At 62.4% G+C, this 22,028-nt stretch carries 18 protein-coding genes, 1 tRNA gene and 1 pseudogene; 13 read left to right on the forward strand and 7 right to left on the reverse strand.

Annotated elements, in window-relative coordinates:
• Positions 1-21 precede the first annotated feature (21 nt).
• The 5 genes from C4Q26_RS06600 to C4Q26_RS06620 all read left to right on the forward strand — a co-directional run bounded on the left by C4Q26_RS06600 (position 22) and on the right by C4Q26_RS06620 (position 5,276).
• Positions 22-714 carry a pseudouridine synthase gene (locus tag C4Q26_RS06600; RefSeq protein ID WP_023378944.1) on the forward strand — a complete coding sequence of 231 codons (693 nt, stop codon included), beginning with the start codon at positions 22-24 and terminating at the stop codon, positions 712-714.
• Positions 715-1,116: 402 nt separating this feature from the next.
• On the forward strand, positions 1,117-2,001 hold the full coding sequence (locus C4Q26_RS06605) for an alpha/beta fold hydrolase (protein WP_023378943.1): 885 nt from the start codon (positions 1,117-1,119) through the stop codon (positions 1,999-2,001).
• A gap of 111 nt (positions 2,002-2,112) precedes the next feature.
• Positions 2,113-2,186: transfer RNA gene (locus C4Q26_RS06610), tRNA-Gly, on the forward strand.
• A gap of 210 nt (positions 2,187-2,396) precedes the next feature.
• A complete protein-coding gene (locus C4Q26_RS06615) occupies positions 2,397-4,106 on the forward strand; it encodes a SulP family inorganic anion transporter (RefSeq protein WP_027908110.1) in 1,710 nt (569 codons plus the stop codon).
• Between the two features lie 159 nt (positions 4,107-4,265).
• Positions 4,266-5,276: a DUF4917 family protein gene (locus C4Q26_RS06620; RefSeq protein ID WP_023378941.1), complete on the forward strand. Its 1,011-nt coding sequence runs from the start codon at positions 4,266-4,268 to the stop codon at positions 5,274-5,276.
• A 4-nt stretch (positions 5,277-5,280) separates the two neighbouring features.
• Here the strand turns inward: C4Q26_RS06620 and C4Q26_RS06625 are convergent, their stop codons facing one another.
• Both C4Q26_RS06625 and C4Q26_RS06630 read right to left on the reverse strand, forming a co-directional pair.
• Positions 5,281-6,501 carry an SAM-dependent methyltransferase gene (locus C4Q26_RS06625; RefSeq protein ID WP_023378940.1) on the reverse strand — a complete coding sequence of 407 codons (1,221 nt, stop codon included), beginning with the start codon at positions 6,499-6,501 and terminating at the stop codon, positions 5,281-5,283.
• A gap of 83 nt (positions 6,502-6,584) precedes the next feature.
• The gene (locus tag C4Q26_RS06630) at positions 6,585-7,202 is read right to left on the reverse strand and encodes a TPM domain-containing protein (protein WP_023378939.1); all 618 of its coding nucleotides are present in this window, start codon (positions 7,200-7,202) and stop codon (positions 6,585-6,587) included.
• Between the two features lie 189 nt (positions 7,203-7,391).
• On the opposite strand from C4Q26_RS06630, the gene bglX reads away from it, so the two are divergent.
• The 4 genes from bglX (at position 7,392) to C4Q26_RS06650 (ending at position 14,457) form a co-directional block, all read left to right on the forward strand.
• The gene (gene bglX / locus C4Q26_RS06635) at positions 7,392-9,683 is read left to right on the forward strand and encodes a beta-glucosidase BglX (protein WP_023378938.1); all 2,292 of its coding nucleotides are present in this window, start codon (positions 7,392-7,394) and stop codon (positions 9,681-9,683) included.
• A gap of 108 nt (positions 9,684-9,791) precedes the next feature.
• Positions 9,792-11,549, forward strand: a complete 1,758-nt coding sequence (locus tag C4Q26_RS06640) for an ATP-binding protein (protein WP_023378937.1) — start codon at positions 9,792-9,794, stop codon at positions 11,547-11,549.
• The gene (locus C4Q26_RS06645) at positions 11,543-12,871 is read left to right on the forward strand and encodes a sigma-54 dependent transcriptional regulator (RefSeq protein WP_023378936.1); all 1,329 of its coding nucleotides are present in this window, start codon (positions 11,543-11,545) and stop codon (positions 12,869-12,871) included. The genes C4Q26_RS06640 and C4Q26_RS06645 overlap by 7 nt, the downstream gene beginning before the upstream one ends.
• A 266-nt stretch (positions 12,872-13,137) precedes the next feature.
• Positions 13,138-14,457, forward strand: a complete 1,320-nt coding sequence (locus tag C4Q26_RS06650) for an MFS transporter (protein WP_023378935.1) — start codon at positions 13,138-13,140, stop codon at positions 14,455-14,457.
• 95 nt (positions 14,458-14,552) lie between these two features.
• On the opposite strand, the gene C4Q26_RS06655 is transcribed toward C4Q26_RS06650, so the two are convergent.
• Positions 14,553-15,305, reverse strand: coding sequence for a hypothetical protein (locus tag C4Q26_RS06655; RefSeq protein ID WP_023378934.1), 753 nt, complete (start codon positions 15,303-15,305; stop codon positions 14,553-14,555).
• Positions 15,306-15,657: 352 nt separating this feature from the next.
• Here C4Q26_RS06655 and C4Q26_RS28700 point away from each other — a divergent pair.
• Positions 15,658-15,981, forward strand: a pseudogene (locus C4Q26_RS28700) (heme utilization protein); the annotation flags it as partial.
• Positions 15,982-16,298: 317 nt separating this feature from the next.
• Positions 16,299-16,910: a flavin reductase family protein gene (locus C4Q26_RS06665; RefSeq protein ID WP_023378932.1), complete on the forward strand. Its 612-nt coding sequence runs from the start codon at positions 16,299-16,301 to the stop codon at positions 16,908-16,910.
• Here C4Q26_RS06665 and C4Q26_RS06670 read toward each other — a convergent pair whose 3' ends face one another.
• Both C4Q26_RS06670 and C4Q26_RS06675 read right to left on the reverse strand, forming a co-directional pair.
• Positions 16,911-17,144 (reverse strand): hypothetical protein, encoded by a 234-nt coding sequence (locus C4Q26_RS06670; protein WP_027908108.1) that lies wholly within the window; start codon positions 17,142-17,144, stop codon positions 16,911-16,913.
• A gap of 128 nt (positions 17,145-17,272) precedes the next feature.
• Positions 17,273-17,566, reverse strand: coding sequence for an antibiotic biosynthesis monooxygenase family protein (locus C4Q26_RS06675; protein ID WP_023378930.1), 294 nt, complete (start codon positions 17,564-17,566; stop codon positions 17,273-17,275).
• Between the two features lie 202 nt (positions 17,567-17,768).
• On the opposite strand from C4Q26_RS06675, the gene C4Q26_RS06680 reads away from it, so the two are divergent.
• Positions 17,769-18,689 carry an AraC family transcriptional regulator gene (locus C4Q26_RS06680; RefSeq protein WP_023378929.1) on the forward strand — a complete coding sequence of 307 codons (921 nt, stop codon included), beginning with the start codon at positions 17,769-17,771 and terminating at the stop codon, positions 18,687-18,689.
• Positions 18,690-18,723: 34 nt separating this feature from the next.
• On the opposite strand, the gene C4Q26_RS06685 is transcribed toward C4Q26_RS06680, so the two are convergent.
• Positions 18,724-20,361, reverse strand: a complete 1,638-nt coding sequence (locus tag C4Q26_RS06685) for a 5-guanidino-2-oxopentanoate decarboxylase (RefSeq protein WP_023378928.1) — start codon at positions 20,359-20,361, stop codon at positions 18,724-18,726.
• A 114-nt stretch (positions 20,362-20,475) separates the two neighbouring features.
• Between C4Q26_RS06685 and C4Q26_RS06690 the strand changes: the two genes are divergently transcribed.
• Positions 20,476-21,351 carry a LysR substrate-binding domain-containing protein gene (locus tag C4Q26_RS06690; protein WP_023378927.1) on the forward strand — a complete coding sequence of 292 codons (876 nt, stop codon included), beginning with the start codon at positions 20,476-20,478 and terminating at the stop codon, positions 21,349-21,351.
• A gap of 45 nt (positions 21,352-21,396) precedes the next feature.
• Here the strand turns inward: C4Q26_RS06690 and C4Q26_RS06695 are convergent, their stop codons facing one another.
• Positions 21,397-22,011 carry an NAD(P)-dependent oxidoreductase gene (locus tag C4Q26_RS06695; protein ID WP_023378926.1) on the reverse strand — a complete coding sequence of 205 codons (615 nt, stop codon included), beginning with the start codon at positions 22,009-22,011 and terminating at the stop codon, positions 21,397-21,399.
• Positions 22,012-22,028: the final 17 nt, after the last annotated feature.

Here is a 22,028-nt window from a genome sequence, read left to right on the forward strand (position 1 = left end):
CTGTTATCCCTGCCGTGCCTCATGCGACTTGACCGTTTCCTCGCCAATCTCCCCGACTACAACCGTCAGCAGGTGCGACGACTGCTGGCACAACGACGTGTGAGAGTGAATGGCGAGGTGGCGCATGACCCACTGCTGGAAGTGAACGACTTCAGCCGCATCGAAGTGGACGACAAGTTGCTTCAGGCAGGCTACCCGGCTCGCTACCTGATGCTGCACAAGCCCACCGGTTGCGTCAGCGCCACACAGGACCCTCGGCACCGCACGGTGCTGGACCTGCTACCCGCCGAGCAGCGAGACGGCCTGCACATCGCCGGACGCCTGGACTACAACACCACCGGCCTGATGATCCTGACCAATGACGGCCAATGGTCGAGACGACTCACCCAGCCCAGGACCAAACTGCCCAAACGCTACCTGGTCGAGACCGAGGACGAGATCGGCGACCACTATGTCGCCAGGTTCCGGGAAGGCTTCTACTTCGCCTTCGAAAACCTCACCACCCTGCCTGCCCAACTGGACATCCTCGGCCCGCGGCAGGCCCGGCTGGCAATCGTCGAAGGACGTTACCACCAGGTCAAGCGCATGTTCGGGCACTTCGACAACAAGGTCGTGGGGCTGCACCGGGAAAGCATGGGCCCGATTCAACTGGACCCAGCCCTTGAGCCAGGGGCGTTCAGGGCGCTGACAGCCGAGGAAATCGCCTCGGTCTAGCTCACCTTCCAGGGCCACGAAAAGCGGCGAAGGCGGGAGCAGGCGTGCCGACCAAGGCCCCCCGGCAGGCGGCAGATGATCGACACACGACCGTCCAGCGGCCAACGTCACATTTTTCCCTGAACGGCACTTGCGGGATCCCGCACCTGCTGCTTGAATCCAAATCGTCAGTCTGCATGTGACTTGCTAGTCACACACGCAGTCCAAGACGCCTTTTGCCGGCCACCCAGGGCCTCGATGCCTTGGGGCACGGCGAATCGCCCGCGAAAAACAATACCGTCGACACACGTGCCAAGGATCGACACAGGGCCCCCGGTTTCTCTTCAGGCGTATGCCTACCTGTCATAAAGAACGTGCACCCTAGGTGACGCGAATACCCTTTTTGCGCCAGGAGTCGAAGACATGAGGCCAGAAATTGCTGTACTTGATATTCAAGGTCAGTATCGGGTTTACACGGAGTTCTATCGCGCGGAAGCGGCCGAAAAAACGATCATCCTGATCAACGGGTCGCTGGCCACTACGGCCTCGTTCGCCCAGACGGTGCGCAACCTGCACCCGCAATTCAACGTGGTGCTGTACGACCAGCCCTATGCAGGCAAGTCCAAGCCCCACAACCGCCAGGAGCGCCTGATCACCAAGGAGACCGAAGCGCACATTCTTCTTGAGCTGATCGAGCACTTCCGTGCCGACCACGTAATGTCGTTCTCCTGGGGTGGCGCCTGTACCCTGCTGGCGCTGGCGCACCAGCCGCGACTGGTGAAGAAAGCGGTGGTCAGCTCGTTCTCGCCAATCATCAACGAAGCGATGCGCGACTACCTGGAGCGCGGATGCCAGTACCTGGCTGCCTGCGACCGCTACCAGGTGGGCAACCTGGTCAACGACACCATTGGCAAGCACCTGCCGTCGCTGTTCAAGCGCTTCAACTACCGGCATGTCAGCAGCCTGGACAGCCACGAGTACGCACAGATGCACTTCCACATCAATCAAGTGCTGCAACACGACCTGGAGCGTGCACTGAAAGCTGCGGTCAACATCGACATTCCGGTGCTGTTCATCAACGGTGATCGCGACGAGTACACCACCGCCGAGGATGCCCGGCACTTCAGCCAGCACGTTGGCAAGAGCCACTTCAGCGTGATCCGCGATGCTGGCCACTTCCTCGACATGGAGCACAAGGCCGCCTGCGAGGAAACCCGTGATGTCGTGCTGGGCTTCCTCAAGCCAACCGTGCGTGAAACCCGTCAACGCTTCAACTTCGTCCCGGGGCAACATGCACTGGCCATCTGAGCGCATCGGCGTCCCGTAGCCGTTCACCCGCAGGCTATGGGTCGCCGACAGCTTTTTTATAACTTGGGCTTCTCAAGGAAGGAGGGTTCTGGTAAAAAGTCGACCGTCTACGCGGGTATAGTTTAATGGTAGAACAGTAGCTTCCCAAGCTTCCGACGAGGGTTCGATTCCCTCTACCCGCTCCACATCGCATTCCCGCATGACGTTCCAGCAACGTCATCGCTGTCAGAAGGAGCCTCGGCTCCTTTTTTCGTTTCTGCCTTTTCCTTGATCTGGCCCTATGGCCATGTGCCACCCATTCGGCTTGAATTCCCGCCGCACTATTCACTTGCCGGCAAAGCAGTTTGCCAGGCATATGTTCCATGGACTCGTGAAACATTTCGAAAGGACCGCGTATGTTTCTTTCCCGCTGGTTGCCGGGCCTGGCCAACCTGCTGCATTACCGCCGTGACTGGTTCCACGCCGACCTGCAGGCAGGCCTGTCCGTGGCGGCGATCCAGATTCCCATCGCCATTGCCTACGCGCAAATCGTCGGCCTGCCCCCCCAATACGGCCTGTATGCCTGCGTACTCCCAATGATGGTCTATGCCCTGGTCGGCAGCTCGCGCCAACTGATGGTCGGCCCCGATGCTGCCACCTGCGCAATGATCGCAGGCGCCGTGGCGCCGTTGGCGATGGGTGATCCGCAACGCATCGCCGAACTTTCGGTGATCGTTACGGTGCTGGTGGGGGTCATGCTGATCGGCGCAGGGCTTGCCCGGGCCGGATTCATCGCCAGCTTCTTCTCCCGGCCCATTCTGATCGGCTACCTCAACGGCATCGGCCTGAGCCTGATCGCTGGGCAAATGTCGAAGGTGGTTGGCTTCAAGATCGAAGGTGACGGTTTCATTCTCAGCCTGATCAACTTTGCCCAGCGCTTGGGCGAGATCCATTGGCTGACGCTGATCATTGGCCTCGCCGCCTTGGGCCTGTTGGTGTGGCTGCCAAGACGCCACCCGCGCCTACCGGCGGCACTGGTCACCGTTGCACTGTTCACCTTGGTGGTCGGCCTGTTCGGTCTGGACCGCTTCGGGGTGGCCATCCTCGGTCCGGTGCCGGCCGGCATTCCCCAGTTGGCCTGGCCACAGAGCAACCTGGCGGAAACCAAAAGCTTGCTGCGCGACGCCCTGGGTATCGCCACCGTCAGCTTCTGCAGCGCCATGCTCACCGCACGCAGTTTCGCCGCACGCCACGGCTACGCGATCAACGCCAACCATGAGTTCGTGGCCCTTGGCGTGAGCAACCTGGCCGCTGGTATTTCCCAAGGCTTTGCCATCAGCGGCGCGGACTCGCGTACGGCGGTCAATGACATGGTCGGTGGCAAGAGCCAGCTGGTGGGCATCATCGCCGCCCTGGTGATTGCGCTGATACTGCTGTTTTTCACCGCCCCCATGGCCTGGATTCCACAGGCCGCGCTCGGAGCCGTGCTGCTGATGGCCGGCTGGGGGCTGATCGACATCAAGTCCCTTGAGCATATCAAACGCCTGAGCCGCTTCGAGTTCTGGTTGTGTTTGTTGACCACCGTCGGCGTACTGAGCCTGGGCGTACTGCCAGGCATCGTCTTCGCAGTGACCCTTGCGATCCTGCGCTTGCTGTACAGCATCTACCAACCCACCGACGCCGTGCTGGGCTGGCTGCCAGGAACAGAAGGCCAGGTCGACATCCGCCTCCACAAGGAAGCCCGCACCGTGCCGGGCCTGGTGGTGTACCGTTTCGATGACGCGATCCTGTTCTTCAACGCCGACTACTTCAAGATGCGCCTGCTCGAAGCGGTGCAAAGCCAGGCCGAGCCCAAGGCCGTACTGTTCGACGCCGAAGCGGTGACCCGTATCGATGTCAGCGGCATCGCCGCCCTGCGCGAAGTGCGCGATACCCTCTCGGCCCAGGGCATCCACTTCGCCATCGCCCGTGCCCGTGGCACGTTCCTGCGCATGCTGGTGCGCTCCGGTATGGCGCGGGAAATGGAAGACAAGCTGCTGTTCGGCTCGGTTCGCGCGGGGATAAGGGCGTATCGGTTATGGCGCAACAGGAGCCGGAACCCGCAACGGAACCCTGCTCCCGAGTGATTGCCAGCAGGCCACAGGCGGGGGTCGCTACTTCATGGCTGGGGCGGCGTCCAGAGGGCGAGCAAGCTGTGTGGCGTGTGCCCTTTGGGTAGCCAGCCACCCTCGCCGTGCCCGACATGCTAAAGTCGCCCCGCCCCGCTCCACCGAATGGACCTTCGCATGCCTGCACTCGACGCCCACCTCGCCACCTGGCCCGACCTCCACCAACGCCACCGCTGCGACGCCCTGCTGCTGGGCAATGGTGCCAGCCGTGCACTGTGGAAACCGTTCGGCTACTTTTCGCTGTTCGAACAAGCCCAGCGTGCCGGACGCAAGAAAGGCCTTGCTGTCAGCGATCAAGCCCTGTTCAAGTCCCTGGGCACGGAGATGTTCGAGACGGTACTCAGCACCCTCAACCATACCGTACGTGCCAATGCTGCGTTGGCGATCAACTCCACTGCCCCCCTGAACCGCTATTACTCGATCAAGGAAGCACTGATCCACGCCGTGCGCACCGTGCACCTGCCCTGGTCGCTGATGCCGGCGAGCACATTGACAACCATCAACCAGGCCTTGCGACAGTACCGCAGCGTCTATACCAGCAACTACGACCTGATTCTGCCGTGGGCCCTGCAGCACGCCCCACAGGGGTTCGCCACGCTGTTCGACGAACAAGGCTTCTTCGACCTGCGCCGCACCCGCTGCGAAGGCACCCGGGTCATGCACCTGCACGGCGGGATGCACCTGCTCAAGCTGCCTGACGGCTCCACCCGCCAGCGCAGTGCCGAATGCGCTGAACTGCTCGATGGCTTCGCCGTGAACATTCCGGGGGAGGTGCCACTGTTCGTCAATGAAGAACGCAGCGACGAAAAACTGCGCGCCATCCGCAACTCCGACTACCTCGGCTGGTGCCTGACGCAGCTGGCGCAGGAAAGCCAGGGCCTGTGCCTGTTCGGACAACACCTGGACAGCACAGACGGGCATTTGCTCGAAGCCATTCGCCATGCCCGACCGGCCTACCTGGCGATCGCCATCCGACCATTGAGTGACGCTTCGGTAATCAACCAGAAGCAACACTTCATGGACAGGTTCGGTGACTTGCCTGGAACGGGAGTGCACTTCTTCGATGCGAGCAGCCACCCGTTGGGGCTGGCGGAGTTGGCCATCGAGGTACCGAGCGGGCGCAGTTGAGGGGTCAGCGAGCGATCAGGCCGTCGGCGGCGAGCAACGTCTCCAGGCAATGCTCCTGCACCCCATAGAACGCCTTGAGCTGCGAGATTTTCTCCAGCAATGCGCCATTGTCCACCGGCTGTCGACGCTTGACCGCCAGAATCATCTTGTTCTTGTTGGTGTGCTCCAGCGAAATGAATTCGAACACCTTGGTTTCATAGCCGCAGGCTTCCAGGTACAGCGCGCGCAGGCTGTCGGTCAGCATCTCGGCCTGCTGCCCCAGGTGCAGGCCGTATTGCAGCATCGGCTGTAGCAGCCCTGGACTGTGCAACTGTGGACGGATCTGCTTGTGGCAGCATGGCGAGCACATGATGATCGCGGCGTTGCAGCGAATACCGGTGTGGATGGCGTAGTCAGTGGCGATGTCGCAAGCATGCAGGGCAATCATTACTTCGATGGCCTCTGGCACCACACTGCGAACATCACCACACTGGAACTCAAGGCCAGGATGCTCCAGGCGCGAAGCCGCTGCATTGCACAGGTCGACCATGTCCTGACGCAACTCGACGCCCGTCACCTGGGCTTCACGGCCAAGCGTGTTGCGCAGGTAATCATGCATGGCGAAGGTCAGGTAGCCCTTCCCCGAACCGAAGTCGGCCACCCGCAGCACTTGCTCGGCCGGCACCGGGGCATTGGCCAGCGCATGGTCGAAAACTTCGATGAACTTGTTGATCTGCTTCCATTTGCGCGACATGGAAGGGATCAGCGCACCCTGTGCATCAGTTACCCCCAGATCACGCAGAAACGGCCGGGACAGCTCCAGGTAACGCTTCTTCTCGCGGTCGTGCCCCGTGCTCACTGACGTTTCGCGGAGGGCTTGGGCGCCATGGCGCTGCAACATTGGCTTGCCCTTCTTGCTGAAGGTCAGCTGCACTTCGCCGTCAGCGTCGAACAGATGGGCATTGCGAAAACTCTCCGGCAGCAGCTCGGCGACCAGCGTCAGGGCCTGGTCCAATGACAGGTTGCGGGTGATATCGCGGGTCTGGTGGCGGTACACCAGCGACAGGTTGGGCTGCCCTTTGACTTGCACTGGCTTGGCCATGATCCGCTGCAAGGTCTGGTCGGCCCCCACATGGCGGGCCAGCACCAGCTTGACCAGGGTATTGCCGTGCATGGCAGCGCCCAGCAGCTCAAGGAACTGGGCACGCGCATCCGGCGCGGGTGAAGCGAAAGTACGAGCAGACATGGAAAACGGGTGCCTCGAATAGCGGGAAGCGCGCGGCGCAATGCGCGCATTCTACCGTGCCACGACAACCCAGTGGGAGCCGATCAGTCGAGGACCACCAAGCGGTTGGGCAGCTCGTTGCGGGCGTGGGTCGATGGCAGGTGTTCGCTCAGCAATTCGCCACAAGCCTCGATGCACTCGACGAAGCCTTGCAAGGTATGCCCCTGGCGCACGTGTTCGGCAAAGCGGGCGACGATGGCAGCTCTGGCAGCAGCGTCCAGGTGCTGGCTGACGCCTCGATCGACCAGTATTTCGACATGCTGCTCGGCCTCGCTGACGAAAATCAGCACACCAGTGCCGCCCGCCGTGCGTTGCAGGTTCTGCTCGCGAAACTGCTGGCGAGCCAGGCGCGACGCCCGCCAGCGGCGCAGCGCCTGTGGAATCAACCATCCCGCCAGGCGTGGGCTGCGCAAGAGCAGGCACAAGCCGACGAAGAGCAGCACATTGGCGACCAGGAGCCCGCGCATGCCCGGCCAGCCAGACAACCATTGCAGCAGGCCGGGCACGGCCAATGCCAGCACGGCGGCCCAGAATAGCGGTAGATAAGCGTAGTCATCGGCGCGGCGCGCCAGCACGGTGACCAGTTCGGCATCGGTGCGCTTTTCGGCACGGGCGATGGCCTCGGCGATTCGGCGCCGGTCATATTCGTTGAGGAGGGTCATGCCTTGGCGCTCTCGATCGTTCTTATAGTTGTCGTCCCGGCACACAGGTGCTCATCCGCGGCTTGCATATTCAGGCATAATTCGCCGCTGGACGTGATCCTTGCAAACTGTACAACAATAGCCGCCTGAAAACTTCGGCCGCGCGCGTATCGCCCCCTGGATACGGCAGAGGCCTCGACAATGGAATTGATGATGAAACTGTCTTTGCTGGGCCTGGCCTTGGGCCTTGCCAGTCAGGCGGCCCTCGCCGCCCCCACCGCTCCCCCCCTCGAGGACAAGCAGGCGTTCATCAACCATCTGATCAGCCAGATGACCGAAGCCGAAAAGATCGGCCAGCTGCGCCTGATCAGCATCGGCCCGGAAATGCCCCGCGACAAGATCCGCGAGGAGATCGCCGCCGGCCGTATCGGCGGTACCTTCAACTCCCGTACCGGCGCCGAGAACCGCCCGATGCAGGACGCGGCCATGCGCAGCCGCCTGAAGATCCCGATGTTCTTCGCCTACGACGTCATTCATGGCAACCGCACCATCTTCCCGATCGGCCTGGGCATGGCCGCGACCTGGGACATGGACGCCATAGCCAAGGTCGGCCGCACTTCGGCCATCGAAGCCTCGGCGGACGCCCTGGACATGACCTTCGCCCCAATGGTCGATATCGCCCGCGACCCACGCTGGGGACGCACCAGCGAGGGCTTTGGTGAAGACACCTACCTGACCTCGCGGATCGGCCAGGTAATGGTCCAGTCCTTCCAGGGCAACAGCCCGGCCAACCCCGACAGCATCATGGCCATCGTCAAGCACTTCGCCCTGTACGGTGCAGTGGAAGGCGGACGCGACTACAACACGGTCGATATGAGCCTGCCGAAGATGTACAACGACTACCTGCCCCCCTACCGTGCGGCACTGGATGCTGGCGCGGGCGGGGTGATGGTGGCGCTGAACTCGATCAACGGCGTGCCAGCCACTTCCAACACCTGGTTGATGAATGACCTGTTGCGCAAGGAGTGGGGCTTCAAGGGCGTGACCATCAGCGACCACGGTGCCATTCAGGAGTTGATCCGCCATGGCGTGGCCCGCGATGGCCGCGAGGCGGCGAAACTGGCGATCAAGGCCGGCATCGACATGAGCATGAACGACACGCTGTATGGCCAGGAGCTGCCCGGGCTGCTCAAGACGGGTGAAGTGACCCAGGCCGAACTGGACCAGGCGGTTCGCGAAGTGCTCGGGGCGAAGTACGACATGGGCCTGTTCAAGGACCCGTACGTGCGGATCGGCAAGGCAGAGAACGATCCCAAGGAACCCTACGCCGATGCGCGTCTGCATCGCGAGGCGGCCCGGGATGTCGCACGCCGCAGCCTGGTATTGCTGGAAAACCGCCACCAGACCCTGCCGCTGAAAAAGTCCGGCACCATCGCCCTGGTCGGGCCGTTGGCCGACGCCCCGATCGACATGATGGGCAGCTGGGCCGCCGACGGCAAACCGGTGCACTCGGTGACCGTACGCGAGGGCTTGCGCCGCGCCGTGGAAGGCAAGGCCAAACTGGTCTATGCCAAAGGTTCCAACGTCACCGGCGACAAGGCGATCTTCGACTACCTGAACTTCCTCAACTTCGATGCGCCAGAGATCGTCGACGACCCACGCCCTGCCGCCGTGCTGATCGATGAGGCCGTCAAGGCCGCCCAGCAGTCCGATGTGGTGGTTGCGGTGGTCGGCGAATCCCGCGGGATGTCCCACGAATCGTCGAGCCGCACCACCCTTGAAATCCCCGCCAGCCAGCGTGAGCTGATCAAGGCGCTCAAGGCCACCGGCAAACCGCTGGTGCTGGTGCTGATGAACGGTCGTCCGCTGTCGATTGGGTGGGAACGCGAACAGGCCGACGCCATTCTGGAAACCTGGTTCGCCGGAACCGAAGGCGGCAACGCCATCGCTGATGTGCTGTTCGGCGACTACAACCCGTCGGGCAAGCTGGCCATTACCTTCCCGCGTTCGGTCGGGCAGATTCCGATGCACTACAACCACACCCGCATTGGCCGGCCGTTCACGCCGGGCAAACCGGGCAACTACACCTCGCAGTACTTCGAGGAACCCAATGGCCCGCTGTACCCCTTCGGCTACGGTCTGAGCTACAGCAGCTTCGAGCTGTCCGGCTTTACCCTGTCGAAGAAAGACCTCAAGCGCGGCGACACGCTGGAAGCCAAGGTGACCGTGAAGAACACCGGCAAGCGCGACGGCGAAACGGTCGTGCAGCTGTACCTGCAGGATGTTTCGGCGTCCATGAGCCGACCGGTCAAGGAGCTGAAGAACTTCCAGAAACTGATGCTCAAGGCTGGTGAGTCGCGAACGCTCACCTTCCGCATCAGTGAAGACGACTTGAAGTTCTACAATGGCCAACTGCAGCGGGTCGCCGAGCCAGGGGAATTCAACGTCCAGGTCGGGCTCGATTCCGAGGCGGTGCAACAGAAGCGTTTCGAATTGCTGTAAGCAGCTTGCCCTATCGCCGGTAAACCGGCTCCTACAAGGACATGATAATCCCTGTAGGAGCCGGCTTGCCGGCGAGAAGGCCTCAACCATCGTTCACCGGACCGCCCCATGCCATTTTCCTTTCGCGCCCTGCGTCTGGGGCTGATCATCCTGCTGATTCTGGTGGGCACCTCGCTCAGCGCAGGCTGGGCCATGCACCAGGCCAAGCGCCAGGCAATGGAGGACGATGCCCGCCGCGCCAGCCAACAGTTGGGGCTCTACGCCAATGCCCTGCACACCCTGATCGAGCGCTATCGCGCCCTGCCCGCGGTACTGGCGCTGGACCCGGAGTTCGTCGAGGCCTTGCGCGGCCCGGTCGACGAGGCGAAGCAAAACGCCCTGAGCCGCAAGCTTGAGCGAATAAACGGCGCAGCCAACTCTTCGACACTGGAATTGCTGGACCGAACCGGCCTGGCCATCGCAGCCAGCAACTGGCGCCTGCCAACCACCTATGTCGGCTCCAACTACGCCTTTCGGCCCTACTTCAAACAGACCCGCAGCGAAGGCAGCGGCCGCTTCTACGCCGTTGGGGTGACCAGCGGCGTACCCGGGTACTTTCTTGCCAGCGCGGTGACCGACGAACACGGGCGCTTCCTCGGCGCCATGGTGGTCAAGCTCGAATTCCCCGAGCTGGAACGCGAATGGCGCCAGGGCAGCGACGTGCTGCTGGTCAGCGACGCCCGTGGCATCACGTTCATCGCCAACCAGGACGGCTGGCGCTACCGCGAGCTGCAACCGCTCAGTGCCGCCGACCGTGCGGAGCTCGCCGAAACCCGCCAGTACGACAAGCAGCCCCTGGTGCCCTTGCAGCACCATGTTCTCACCCGTTTCGCCAGCAATAGCCACCTGACCCGTGTACAAGGCCCGGACGGTCCGGCCGACTACCTGTGGGAAAGCCTGCCGCTGCAGAGCGAGGACTGGACCTTGCACCTGCTGCGCAAACCGCAGGTCGCCGCCGACGGCCGTAATGCAGCGTTGGGCGCCGCGGCGGTGTGGCTAAGCCTGGTGTTCGCCGCCTTATTCGTCAGCCAGCGCTTGCGCCTGGCACGCCTGCGCCAGCGCAGCCGCGAAGAGCTAAAGCGCCTGGTCGAGGAGCGCACCCGTGAACTGCGCACGGCCCAGGAAGGCTTGGTGCAGTCGGCCAAGCTCGCCGCCCTGGGACAGATGTCGGCGGCCCTGGCCCACGAGATCAACCAGCCGCTGACCACCCAGCGCATGCAACTGGAAACCCTGCGCCTGCTGCTCGACCATGGCCGCTACGACGATGCCCGCAAGGCGCTGGAGCCGCTGGAACAGATGCTCACTCGCATGGCGGCGTTGACCAGCCACCTCAAGACCTTTGCCCGCAACAGCCCGGTCGGGCTGCGCGAGCGCCTGGACCTGGCCAATGTGGTCGACCAGGCGCTGCACCTGCTCGACACCCGCATCCGCAACGAAGGGGTCGAAGTCGCCTTGTACCTGGCGCGCCCGGCCTGGGTACGGGGCGATGCCATCCGCCTGGAGCAGGTGCTGATCAACCTGTTGCACAACGCCCTGGACGCCATGGCCGACAAGCGCTACAAACGCCTGGAGATCCGCATCGAAGCCGATGACGAGCAGTGGCGCCTGAGCGTTCTGGACTCTGGAGGCGGCATCGCAGAGGCTGACCTTGGCAAAGTCTTCGATCCCTTCTTCACCACCAAACCGGTCGGTGAAGGGCTGGGCCTTGGCCTGGCGATTTCCTACGGTATCGTGCATGAGGCCGGTGGCCAGTTGCAGGCCCAGAACCTGCCTGGCGGTGCCCGTCTCAGCCTCACCCTGCCCCGCGACCTGGAACCTGTATGTTGAATTCAGTGATCGTCGTCGATGATGAAGCCAGCATTCGCACGGCGGTAGAGCAATGGCTCAGCCTGTCCGGCTTCACCGTGCAGCTGTTTGCCCGCGCCGAAGACTGCCTGGCCCAGCTGCCAGCGCACTTTCCCGGCGTGATCATCAGCGATGTGCGCATGCCTGGCATGGATGGCCTGCAGTTGCTTGGCAATCTGCACGCGCAAGACCCCGACCTGCCGGTAATCCTGCTGACTGGCCATGGAGATGTGCCCATGGCCGTGGAGGCCATGCGCAACGGTGCCTACGACTTCCTGGAAAAACCCTTCACCCCGCAACACCTGCTGGGCAGCCTGCGCCGGGCCCTGGAAAAACGTCAGCTGGTTCTGGAAAACCGCCACCTGCACCTACAGGCTGACCTGAAGTTGCGCCTTGAGTCCACGTTGCTGGGCATGTCCCAGGGACTGCAGCAGTTACGTCGGCAAGTGCTCGACTTGGCGAGTCTCCCGGTCAATGTGTTGATTCGCGGCGAAACCGGCAGCGGCAAGGAGCGCGTGGCGCGCTGCCTGCATGACTTCGGTCCGCGAGCGGACAAACCATTCGTCGCGCTCAACTGCGCGGCGATTCCCGAGTCGCTGTTCGAAGCGGAGCTGTTCGGCCATGAGAGTGGCGCCTTCACCGGGGCCCAAGGCAAACGCATCGGCAAACTGGAATACGCCAACGGCGGCACGGTATTCCTCGACGAAATCGAAAGCATGCCGTTGGCCCAGCAAGCCAAACTGCTGCGGGTGATCCAAGAGCAGAAGCTGGAACGCCTGGGAGCGAACAAGAGCATCGATGTCGACCTGCGCATCGTCGCCGCGACCAAGCCCGACCTGCTCGAAGAAGCCCGCGCCGGCCGTTTTCGCGAAGACCTCGCCTACCGCCTGAATGTGGCTGAACTGCGTCTGGCGCCGTTGCGTGAACGGCGTGAAGACCTACCGCTGCTGTTCGAGCATTTCGCCCGTGCGGCCGCTGAAAAATTGGGACGGACCGTGCCGCCGTTGTCGGGGCCTCAGTTGGCGCAGTTACTGTCCCATGACTGGCCGGGCAACGTGCGCGAACTGGCCAACGCAGCAGAACGCCATGCCCTGGGGTTGGGTTCAGCGAACATCGAAGTGAGTCCTGCCGGACAGTCGCTGGTCGAGCAGATGGAGGCTTTCGAGGCACAGTGCCTGCGCGCAGCGTTGCGCCAGCACAAGGGCGAAATCAAGGCGGTGATGGAGGCCTTGCAACTGCCACGGCGAACGCTGAACGAGAAGATGCAGCGGCATGGGTTGGTGCGCGAGGACTTTCTGCAATAGGCGGAAACTTGCCTAACCAGCGCTAGAGATAGGCGGAAATCCGCTTATCGGCATGTCCGGACTGCTCAGCTTTGCAGCCCATCGCCGGCACGCCAGCGCCTGCTGGGATTGCGGCAAGGCCAGTCTGCGCAAGGGCTGGCCGGTAGATGACAGGCATGCGGCGCCCTCGAATGGATCGTCCCGCACTCATTTGGCACACCTTCTGCAAAACCCTTCTCAAGCTGCGCTTTGGCGCGCTCCACAAAAACAACGAGAAGGTATCCCTGATGGATAACGCCACCTCCCTGCCCGCCGGGGCGGCCATTGCGCCCGCCGCGGAAAAAACCACCGCCAGCCGCCTGAAGTCGATCTTCAGTGGATCCATCGGCAACATGGTCGAATGGTACGACTGGTACGTCTACGCTGCATTCTCGCTGTACTTCGCCAAAGCCTTCTTCCCTGCTGGCGACTCCACCGCTCAATTGCTCAATACCGCTGCGATCTTCGCCGTGGGCTTCCTCATGCGCCCGATCGGCGGCTGGCTGATGGGGCTGTATGCAGACCGCAAAGGCCGCAAGGCCGCGCTGATGGCCTCGGTGCTGCTGATGTGCGCCGGCTCCCTGGTCATCGCCCTGACCCCCGGCTACGAAACCATCGGCGTCGCTGCACCGATCCTGCTGGTGATCGCCCGCCTCATGCAAGGCCTGTCGGTCGGTGGTGAATACGGCACCTCGGCCACCTACCTCAGCGAGATGGCCAGCAAGGACCGCCGTGGCTTCTTCTCCAGCTTCCAATACGTGACGCTGATTTCCGGCCAGCTGATTGCCCTGGCGGTGCTGATCGTCCTGCAACAGACCCTGACGACCGAGCAGCTGTATGCCTGGGGCTGGCGCGTACCGTTCGTGATCGGGGCGCTGTGCGCGGTGGTCGCGCTGTGGCTGCGCCGTGGCATGGAAGAAACCGCCTCTTTCAGCAAGAAGGAAAAGTCCAAGGAAAGCCTGATGCGCACCCTGATGCGCCACCCCAAGGAACTGATGACCGTGGTCGGCCTGACCATGGGCGGCACCCTGGCCTTCTACACCTATACCACCTACATGCAGAAGTACCTGGTCAACACCGTGGGCATGAGCATCAGTGATTCGACCACCATCTCGGCGGCCACCCTGTTCCTGTTCATGTGCCTGCAACCGGTGATCGGGGGCCTGTCCGACAAGATCGGCCGTCGTCCGATCCTGATCGCCTTCGGTGTCCTCGGCACCCTGTTCACCGTGCCGATCCTCAGCACCTTGCACACCATCCAGACTTGGTGGGGCGCGTTCTTCCTGATCATGGCCGCGCTGATCATCGTCAGCGGCTACACCTCGATCAACGCGGTGGTCAAGGCAGAGCTGTTCCCAACCGAAATCCGTGCCCTGGGTGTCGGCCTGCCCTACGCCCTGACCGTATCGGTATTCGGCGGTACCGCCGAATATGTCGCCCTGTGGTTCAAGAGCGTGGGCATGGAAACCGGCTTCTACTGGTATGTCACCGGCTGCATCGCATGCTCACTGCTGGTGTACGCAACCATGAAGGACACCCGCAAGCACTCGCGCATCACCACTGACTGATCCTGAGTTTGCGCCGTTGAGAAAGGGGCGCTCCGTTGCACGGAGCGCCCCTTCTTCATTGCGATCGACACTGCAATTGCGGGATAACAGACCGTTCAGGACATCTCCAACACCTGACGCGGCTCACGACGCTGGTAATAGGTCGCCATCAGCACCAGCACCAGCAGCAAACCGCCCAGCACAGCCGAAGAGCCAATGGTGCCAAAGTCCAGCCCACCCTTCTCGTAAGGTTTGGTCAGGAAGTCGCCAAGGGTCGCGCCGAATGGTCGAGTCAGGACGAAAGCGACCCAGAACAGCACCACGCCCGGGATACGCGTCCAGTAGCGCGCCAGCACCACCAGGCCGATGGTAGTGCCAATCAACAGAGCCCCCCCTGCAAAGCCCAACCCCGAATCATCGGCCAGGTAATCACCCAACGCGGTGCCCAAGGTGTTGGAAAACAGGATCGCCACCCAATAGAACAGCTCGCCAGCACGATTCCTGATGCGGGTAACGTCCAGCGGGTTTCCGCTCAAACGCCAGGCCAGGAAGGTCAACAGCAGAATGCCGATCAACAACGCTGAGCCGGCGGCATACCCCAGACCCAGAGTACGGTCCATGAAGTCGGACAGGGTGGTGCCAGCGGTGCTGGTGGAGAGGATCACCAACCAGTACAGCATCGGGTGGTAGCGGCGCGAGAACAACTGGCCCGACAGGGTCAGCAGGAACACGCAGATCAGCAACACCGAGCTGAGCGCGTAGCCGATGTTCAGAGTCATCGACAGCAGGTCGCCAGCGGTCTCGCCAAGGGTGGTGGCGCAGATCTTCATGACCCAGAAGGCCAAGGTGATTTGCGGAAGTTTATTCATTGTTTACCGCTCCAGATTGGGGTGCGGCGATGGTGATGAGCAAAGCCTGAAAAATCGGTTGGCGACGTATGAAAAAAGCGTTGGCCAGGCGATGGAGCGGAATTTTTTCTGTCTTAACCCCCCATTAATTTCACTCCCCCATGCTTTCCATAGCGCGAAAAGCCTCAGACGCCCGAGGAATTCCCCATATCTGAATGCTGAGACTTTGCATTGGGGCGGTCACTTAGGCGCACCAATACATCTATTAATTCGATTTTTATACGCTATTTTTTGCGCTTTTTAATCAAATTAATCGGAGTAGCATTAAACCCATAGAAACAAACAACCTCTCAAAACCCACGGAGCAACGATCATGAAAAACAAAATCATCCTGACCCTGGCCCTCAGCGTTTTCGCAGCAGGCGCCTTCGCCGAAGATGGCTACGACCGCACCAACAGCCACACCTTCGCCGCAGTACAGAGCCAGTCGGCTACTTATGCCGAAGACGGTTACGACCGCACCAACGCGCAACGCTTCGCCGAAGACGGCTTTGACCGCACCAACGGCCAACGCTTCGCCGAAGATGGCTTCGACCGCACCAATGGCCAACGCTTCGCCGAAGATGGCTTCGACCGCACCAACGGCCAACGCTTCGCCGAAGACGGCTTCGACCGCACCAACGGCCAACGCTTCGCCGAAGACGGCTTCGACCGCACCAACGGCCAACGCTTCGCCGAAGACGGCTTCGACCGCACCAACGGCCAACGCTTCGCCGAAGACGGCTTCGACCGCACCAACGGCCAACGCTTCGCCGAAGACGGCTTCGACCGCACCAACGGCCAACGCTTCGCCGAAGACGGTTACGACCGCACCAACGCTAACCGCATCAGCTGATACCTGATGTGAGCCAACCAGCCCGGCTTCGGCCGGGCTTGATCATTTTCAGGGGAGCAAAGGATTGGCACACTAGGACTCTCGTCCCCCCAGAGGTAGGGCCAGCAAGCCCACTACAGATGTATTACTACGAACCTAGCAAAGGCCACGGCCTGCCCCACGACCCGTTCAACGCCATCGTCGGCCCCCGCCCCATCGGCTGGATTTCCTCGCAAGACAGCGAAGGTCAGCTGAACCTGGCGCCCTATAGTTTCTTCAACGCCTTCAACTACATTCCGCCAATCATCGGTTTCTGCAGTGTCGGGCGCAAAGACAGCCTGAACAACATCGAGCAGACCGGGGAATTCGTCTGGAACCTCGCCACCCGCCCCCTGGCCGAAGCCATGAACCAGAGCTGCGCCGCGGTGCCCGCGCAAGTGAACGAGTTCGAATTGAGCAACCTCACAGCAGCGCCATCGCGCATCGTCAACGTGCCCCGGGTAGGCGAAAGCCCCGTGGCTTTCGAGTGCAAGGTCAGCCAGATCGTCCAGCTCAAACGAGCTGACCAGGAACGGGTGCCCAGCTGGTTGATTCTTGGCGAAGTGGTGGCGGTGCATATCGCCGAGCATTTGCTCAAGGATGGCATCTACGATACCGCTGCCGCCGAACCGATCCTGCGTGGCGGTGGCCCGGCGGACTACTTCGAGCTGGGCAACCTGTTCAAGATGGTCAGGCCCCAGGCAAACGGCTGATCACCAGATCAGTTCGCCTTCTTCGCTGACACCCTGCAGGCGCGCCAGCTCGGCGCAGGCGGCCTCATCGGCCGCCACGGCGCTCTTGAACACCTCGCCGTCCAGCACCTTATGAAAACGTGGGGCACCGCCCATGCCCAGGGCCTTGATGGCGATGGCGGCGTTGTAGCCACCGCCTTGCACCGGGACCATTGCCGAAACCGCTTCGAAATGCGGGAACTCTCTACGTGCCATGTTGCAATCCGCGTCGTTGATCGAAGGCCGGCATCTTACCTCAAGCTTGCCCACTTGAGCCCTGTCGCCCTCCGCCGGCTGCACACACCCTGCACAAGGTGGTTTACCGACGATCAGCCCGCGCACGATCAATCGAACGTATGCAAATCCAGGCTGCTGACCACCTGGGCCTGCACCAGTTCGCCGAACAATTCCAAGGTAGGCGAGGCAAAATACCCAGTCATCGCTTGTTGGTCCCGCCAACTGCCGCTGAGCAGCCACAGGTCGCCATCGGCCTGCGAACGCTGCACGGTGAAGCTCAAGCAGCCAGGTGCGCGCAGCGAAGGCTCGAGCAGATCACGCAGACGGGCGCCCAGCTCTGCCGAACGACCACTGCTTGCACGGATGAAAGCCAAATGGGTGACCGGTTGTCGTAGGGTCATTGCACGATCTCCTTGAAGCGGACAGACAAAAAAGCGAGGCTGCCAAGGTTAGGGCGTCGCACACGCGTCACGTTAGGCCATTACTGCACATCGATTGCCTGATCCTGCAGCGCGGCAGGATCAGGCAATCGATGTGCAGGTTTCGACTAGCGCCCGTCATTGCCCAAACCTATGCTGCGTCGGTCAGCAGAGGAAAGCCACCATGACCACCGCCACGTCCATCGACCCGACCTTGGAACTGCAACGTCAGGAACTGGCCGATCTGATCCGCCGCCACGCCGGCGACCCATATGGGCCGGCCTCGGCCATCGATGACCTGTACCTGGTCAGTTATCGGGAAAACATCCGCTCCGTGCCCACGTTGGCACAACCAGCGTTGTGCATTCTGGCGCAGGGCAGCAAGAGCCTGTTTCTGGGTGACGAGCAGTATGCCTACGACCCTCTGCATTACATGGTGGTGTCGGTGACCTTGCCGATCAGTGGCGTCAAGCTCGATGCGAGCCCGGAGAACCCTAGCCTGGGGTTGCGCCTTGACCTTGACCCGGCCGAGATCAGCCAGCTGATTGCCGAAAGCGGACCGATGCTGGTGCCCAACCTGCCTTCGGGCCGCGGCCTGTATGTGGAAAGGACCGATGCGCAGTTGCTCGATGCCTTGCTGCGGCTGGTCCGACTGCTGGACACACCGCGAGACATTGCCATGCTGGCCCCCTTGATCCGCCGCGAGATTCTCTACCGCCTGCTGCGAGGGCCACAGGGCTATCGGCTGTACGAGATTGCGCTGGCGAACAGCCAGACCCATCGGGTCTGCCAGGCGATCACCTGGCTCAACCAGAACTTCCAGTTGCCGCTGCGCATCGAGGATCTGGCCCGAGAGGTCAACCTCAGCACTTCGACCCTGCACCACCGGTTCAAGGCCGTGACCTCCATGAGCCCCTTGCAGTATCAGAAGCAACTGCGCCTGCAGGAGGCGCGAAGGCTGATGCTCAACGATGGCCTGGAGGCGGCGGTGGCGGGGTACCGGGTGGGCTATGAAAGCCCATCCCAGTTCAGCCGGGAATACAGCCGCCTGTATGGCGCGCCACCGATCCGCGATGTGGCCCGGCTGCGTGCCAGTGCCGGTTGATTGCCGCTCCACAGGCGCCGTGGCTGTATAAAACTCAGCCGCGAACCGCCGACTGCCACTGGTTCTGATCCACCTGGATCAACGTCGGCCCCTGGCGCTCCACGGCATGCCCCAATGCCTCCTGCAGTTGGGCGACATCGGCCACATGCTCCGCCGCAGCGCCCAATGCCCGAGCCACACCCAGGAAATCCGGGGTGTGGATGTCCACGCCGACCGGTTCGATGGCACGGTTGACCATGTACTTCTTGATTTCCTCGTAGCCCTGATTGTTCCACAGCAGGACAATCAGCGGGACCTGGGCCTCCACCGCGCTGGCCAGTTCCGGCAAGGTGAACTGCAGCCCACCATCGCCGATCAGGCACACCGCCGGTGCGCGCTCAGCCACCGCTTCGGCGCTACCCAGCCATGCGCCCATGGCGGCCGGCAGGGCGTAACCGAGGGTGCCATAGCCGGTCGAGGCGTTGAACCAGCGACGTGGCTGGTCCATGTCCAGGGTCAGGTTGCCGGTGTACACCGGCTGGGTCGAATCCCCAACCAGAATGGCGTTGGGCAGCCGGTCCAGGATGCTACGCAGCAGCCGGGTCTGGCTCAAAGTCGGTTGGTCCCAGCCGGCCGACAGCGTTTGGCGCAGGCGCGCTACCCGCGCCACACCCCAGTCCTCGGCACGCGCCGGCTGCGGTTGTGCTTGCAAGGCGTTGAGCAGATCATGGGCCGCCAGCTCTGCATCGGCCACCAGCGCCAGCGCCGGCAGATAATTGCGCACGGTCTGGTCGGGGTCGATATCGATGCGCAGCAGGCAGCCAGGGATTTCGAAACCACCCTTGAACGTCACGTCGTAGTCGGTTTCGGCCAGCTCAGTACCAATGGCCAGCACCACGTCGGCCTCTGCCACCAGGGCGCGCGTCGCCACAAGCGACTGGGTCGAACCCATTTGCAGCGGATGGTCGGACGGCAACAGGCCCTTGGCATTGATGGTCAGCGCCACCGGAGCCTGCAGATGCTCGGCCAGACGCACCAGAACCGCACCCGCAGCCAAGGCGCCACCACCGGCCAGAATCAGCGGCCGGCGTGCATTGGCCAGGCGTTCGGCCATCGCCGCCACGGCTTGCGCAGCGGCGCCGGCCCGATGACTGCGTACCACGCGTGCGGGCAGCAAGTGATCGGCCGGCTCGACCAGAACGTCCAGGGGAATCTCGATATGCACGGGACGCGGACGCCCGCTGTCGAACACGGCAAACGCTCGGGCCAGCACGTGCGGCAGGTCATCGGCGCTCATCAGCGTGTGCGAGAAGGCCGCCACGCCCCCCACCAATGCTGCCTGGTTCGGCAACTCATGCAACTTGCCGCGCCCGCCGCCCAGTTGATCGCGCGATTGCACGCTGGAAATCACCAGCATCGGGATCGAGTCGGCGTAGGCCTGGCCCATCGCGGTGGTGATGTTGGTCATGCCCGGGCCGGTGATGATGAAACACACCCCTGGCTTGCCGCGAGTACGGGCATAGCCATCAGCCATGAACCCAGCACCTTGCTCGTGCCGCGGGGTGACATGCCGGATGGTGGAGCCCGCCAAGCCCCGGTAAAGCTCCACGGTGTGGACGCCGGGTATGCCGAAGACATGGTCCACACCATAGCCTTCAAGGAGTTTGACCAGTACTTCGCCGCAGGTTGCCATGGAATTCACCTTGGATCTTGTTGGGTATCTGTGCCCATTGGACCCAAGCCATGGCTATCGCCACAAGGCAAAAAAACACATACTAGCCATGTCCTTTAATCATGGCTCGCCGCGATGAAACGCCTTCCGCCCCTGTCCGCCCTGCACACGTTCCTGGTGACAGCGCAGCACTGCAACTTCACCCGTGCGGCGCAACAGTTGCACATCACCCAAGGTGCCGTAAGCCGGCAGATTGCCGGGCTTGAGGAACATCTGGGCTATACCCTGTTCCAGCGCCAGGCCCGGGGGCTGAGCCTGACCCGTGAAGGCCAGGACTGGCTGCCACGGGTGCAGCAGGTATTCGCCCTGATCGAGCAAGGCGTGCGCGAAGTGAGCGGGCGCAATGCCACGTTGCAGCTCAAGGCACCGACCTGCGTGATGCGCTGGCTACTGCCGCGCCTGATGGAATGGCAGGCCTTGCGCCCCGACATACCGGTGGAGTTGACCACGACCGTGCAACACGGGGTGGATTTCCGTCGCGAAGGCTTTGACGCCGCCGTGGTCTACGGCAGTCTGCCGAACCATGGGCTGCGGGTGCGCAAGCTGTTCGACGAGCAACTGACCCCGGTCTGCGCGCCATCGCTACTGGAAGGGCCCGTGCCGCTGCGCCAGATCGAAGACCTGGCGCGTCACATGCTGCTGCACCCTTCGCGCGACGAGCATGACTGGCGGCTATGGCTGCAGGCTGCCGGGGCAACCTTCGACCCACAAGGCCCGAAACAACATTTCGAGACGCTGGACATGGCGATGGCCATGGCCTCCCAGGGCACCGGCGTGGCCATTGGCGATTGGGCGCTGATTGGCGACGACCTGCGCAGCGGACGCCTGTGCATGCCATTCGGGGTCAAGGTCACGACCGGCAAAGGCTACTATCTGGTCAGCCAGGCCAAGAGCCTGCCAGCGGGCTTGATCGAATTGCTGGACTGGCTGGAGCAACGCGCCCATCAGTGAACCAGCCCCCCTGTAGAGGCCGGCTTGTCGGAACTCGAAGCCGACTCAATAGCCAACGGTGAACCGCTGCCGCGAATGCGCTGGTTTTTCCAATTCATCGATCAGGGCGATGGCGAAATCAGCGAAAGTGATCCAGCTCTTGCCGTCTTTGCCGATCAACAGATGATCCTTGCCAAGCGTGTAATGGCCCGTGCGCTCTCCTTCGACGAATTCCGCCGAAGGCGACAGGAAGGTCCAGTCCAGCGCTTGTTCCTGGCGCAACGCATCCAGGAAACGAACCCCTGCACTGGCCTCGGCCTTGTACGCCTCGGGGAAGTCAGGACTGTCGATCACCCGCTGGCCGGACGGTAGCAGCAGACTGCCGGCGCCGCCTACCACCAGCAGTCGCTTTACCCCAGCGCGCTTGACCGGCTCGATAACCGCCTGCGGTTCGAGGGTCGAGAAGTGCGCAGCACTCAGCACTGCGTCCACGTCCGCAACGGCCGCCTGCAAGGCTGCGCTGTCCTTGGCATCCAACGCCTTGACCGTGACACCTGCACGCCCTTGCAAGCGCGAGGGGTCGCGGGCAATCGCGACGACGCTATGACCACGGCGCAGGGCTTCCTCCAGCAACTGGCCGCCAGCCCGGCCGGTGGCACCGATGATTGCGATCTTGCTCATGAACAACACTCCCTTCG

The sequence above is a fragment of the Pseudomonas sp. SWI44 genome, assembly GCF_002947915.1.
Taxonomy (GTDB): Bacteria; Pseudomonadota; Gammaproteobacteria; order Pseudomonadales; family Pseudomonadaceae; genus Aquipseudomonas; species Aquipseudomonas taiwanensis.

Coding starts and splice junctions, on each gene's coding strand:
- C4Q26_RS06600 (WP_023378944.1), top strand. CDS start 22: ATGCGACTTGACCGTTTCCTCGCCAATCTCCCCGACTACAACCGTCAG.
- C4Q26_RS06605 (WP_023378943.1), top strand. CDS start 1,117: ATGAGGCCAGAAATTGCTGTACTTGATATTCAAGGTCAGTATCGGGTT.
- C4Q26_RS06615 (WP_027908110.1), top strand. CDS start 2,397: ATGTTTCTTTCCCGCTGGTTGCCGGGCCTGGCCAACCTGCTGCATTAC.
- C4Q26_RS06620 (WP_023378941.1), top strand. CDS start 4,266: ATGCCTGCACTCGACGCCCACCTCGCCACCTGGCCCGACCTCCACCAA.
- C4Q26_RS06625 (WP_023378940.1), bottom strand. CDS start 6,501: ATGTCTGCTCGTACTTTCGCTTCACCCGCGCCGGATGCGCGTGCCCAG.
- C4Q26_RS06630 (WP_023378939.1), bottom strand. CDS start 7,202: ATGACCCTCCTCAACGAATATGACCGGCGCCGAATCGCCGAGGCCATC.
- bglX (WP_023378938.1), top strand. CDS start 7,392: ATGATGAAACTGTCTTTGCTGGGCCTGGCCTTGGGCCTTGCCAGTCAG.
- C4Q26_RS06640 (WP_023378937.1), top strand. CDS start 9,792: ATGCCATTTTCCTTTCGCGCCCTGCGTCTGGGGCTGATCATCCTGCTG.
- C4Q26_RS06645 (WP_023378936.1), top strand. CDS start 11,543: ATGTTGAATTCAGTGATCGTCGTCGATGATGAAGCCAGCATTCGCACG.
- C4Q26_RS06650 (WP_023378935.1), top strand. CDS start 13,138: ATGGATAACGCCACCTCCCTGCCCGCCGGGGCGGCCATTGCGCCCGCC.
- C4Q26_RS06655 (WP_023378934.1), bottom strand. CDS start 15,305: ATGAATAAACTTCCGCAAATCACCTTGGCCTTCTGGGTCATGAAGATC.
- C4Q26_RS06665 (WP_023378932.1), top strand. CDS start 16,299: ATGTATTACTACGAACCTAGCAAAGGCCACGGCCTGCCCCACGACCCG.
- C4Q26_RS06670 (WP_027908108.1), bottom strand. CDS start 17,144: ATGGCACGTAGAGAGTTCCCGCATTTCGAAGCGGTTTCGGCAATGGTC.
- C4Q26_RS06675 (WP_023378930.1), bottom strand. CDS start 17,566: ATGACCCTACGACAACCGGTCACCCATTTGGCTTTCATCCGTGCAAGC.
- C4Q26_RS06680 (WP_023378929.1), top strand. CDS start 17,769: ATGACCACCGCCACGTCCATCGACCCGACCTTGGAACTGCAACGTCAG.
- C4Q26_RS06685 (WP_023378928.1), bottom strand. CDS start 20,361: ATGGCAACCTGCGGCGAAGTACTGGTCAAACTCCTTGAAGGCTATGGT.
- C4Q26_RS06690 (WP_023378927.1), top strand. CDS start 20,476: ATGAAACGCCTTCCGCCCCTGTCCGCCCTGCACACGTTCCTGGTGACA.
- C4Q26_RS06695 (WP_023378926.1), bottom strand. CDS start 22,011: ATGAGCAAGATCGCAATCATCGGTGCCACCGGCCGGGCTGGCGGCCAG.